Annotated in this window: 2 protein-coding genes; both read left to right on the top strand. The window is 39.5% G+C overall.

The window, feature by feature from the left end; translation table 11 throughout:
• Positions 1 to 312 precede the first annotated feature (312 nt).
• Complete coding sequence (locus tag CXF78_RS16970; RefSeq protein WP_011636048.1) at positions 313 to 981, top strand: helix-turn-helix transcriptional regulator; 669 nt, start codon at positions 313 to 315, stop codon at positions 979 to 981.
• A gap of 145 nt (positions 982 to 1,126) precedes the next feature.
• Positions 1,127 to 1,564, top strand: coding sequence for a PaaI family thioesterase (locus tag CXF78_RS16965; RefSeq protein WP_011636049.1), 438 nt, complete (start codon positions 1,127 to 1,129; stop codon positions 1,562 to 1,564).
• The last annotated feature ends 5 nt before the right edge of the window (positions 1,565 to 1,569 follow it).

Here is a 1,569-nt window from a genome sequence, read left to right as displayed (position 1 = left end):
AGACTTACATAATAGTCATAATAACTAGCAAATTTTTACTATGCTTGCTGTATAGGAAGGTTTTCATTATAAAAATCGTGATTGATAGTGACCGACTTACCATGATTATCCATTATTTTGGCGAGTCGATTTATCAAGTAACGCGGTTAACGAATAAATAAAGCACATGCTCTAATATAACGACAAAAAGTAAACTATCTGCTCAACCTAGTTCTGAAGGCTAGTAAACGTATTTCATTTACGTATAGTATATAGCCTCAGGATGTGCTCAAGGTATGTTGAGCAATAATGTACTTTTCAGGGAGAAGAGTGATGAGTTCAAATATTGATGAGTTGGTGTTTTTGCACCAAATCGCAGCACCTTGCCATTTAGCTATTTTGGCAGAATCTATCGGTTTAAAAACTCGAATTGTAAAGCACGCTGCTGAGCTTGAGTTAGAAAAAAAATCCAACAACTTTTATCTTGTTTCACAAAAAGGTGCGGCCTTAGATAGTAAGGGCATTCCGTTGTTGGTATCGCGTTTAGTTGAGCATGTCCCTGTAGCATTATACCAAGTTGAACGTGGATCACTTGATCAAGAGTCTGCATTGCTCCTGGGGGTGCGGGGTTTATTATACAGTGACCAACGCATGGATTTAATGCTGACTGGTTTGCGTAAAATGGTTTCTGACGAATTGTGGTATGACCGTCCATTGATCAGTAAAATTTTTAGACGTTTAGTCCAGCAGTTAGATACCAGTGCTGAAATTCCTGCCGATACGGTTGCCATCCTCCAAAGATTGACCAGCCGAGAGAGAACCATTATTCAGCTTGTCTCTAGCGGCGCGCGTAATAAAGAAATTGCTCAGCGCCTGTGTATTAGTGAACATACTGTTAAAGCACATATCTCATCAATTTTCCGTAAAACGGAGTCTCGTAACCGAGTTGAGTTATTGCGTTGGGCACAAACCTATCAAAGCCATTGTGAATTAGTGAGTTAACGTACATATAAATTTATTTAATAACAATAAAAGGAGCTTAGGCTCCTTTTTAATGGGCTACTGTTATTGATCGCGTTTCTCTTTCAAAAAGGTAAGCTAATCAGTACACTGAATTTTCTAATAATGATAATGATGGATATTAAGAATGAGTATTTGGTTTAACACTGTCACTTTAGAAGATTGTGCTCGCTTAGATGCTGGGATGCACGGAAAGGGCACCTTAATGCAAACATTAGGGATTAAGATTACCGAAATTGGTGATGATTATATGGTTGCCACTATGCCTGCTAATCCAGCTGTACATAATCCATTAGGGATAGTTCACGGCGGTGCAAACGTCGCTTTAGCGGAAACAGTAGCCAGTTATGCCGCCAACTTTGTAGTCGACTTTACCCGTTATTATTGTGTCGGCCAAGAAATCAACGCCAATCATTTAAAAGCGTCACGTAATGGTGAGTTAACGGCAACAGCTAAACCTGTGCATTTAGGTAAACGCAGTTCGGTTTGGGAAGTTCTTATTCGTAACAGTGCGGGTGAACTTTGTTGTATTTCAAGAATGACGGCAGCAGTTGTAGAGCGATAAGCTAT

This window comes from Shewanella sp. 11B5, from assembly GCF_002836795.1.
GTDB lineage: Bacteria > Pseudomonadota > Gammaproteobacteria > Enterobacterales > Shewanellaceae > Shewanella > Shewanella frigidimarina.
Note: the sequence above shows the minus strand (reverse complement) of the source record. Positions and strands in the feature narration are given on the sequence as shown.

Excerpts from the sequence above, each read along its gene's own strand:
- CXF78_RS16965 (WP_011636049.1), top strand. The coding sequence starts at position 1,127 with ATGAGTATTTGGTTTAACACTGTCACTTTAGAAGATTGTGCTCGCTTA.
- CXF78_RS16970 (WP_011636048.1), top strand. The coding sequence starts at position 313 with ATGAGTTCAAATATTGATGAGTTGGTGTTTTTGCACCAAATCGCAGCA.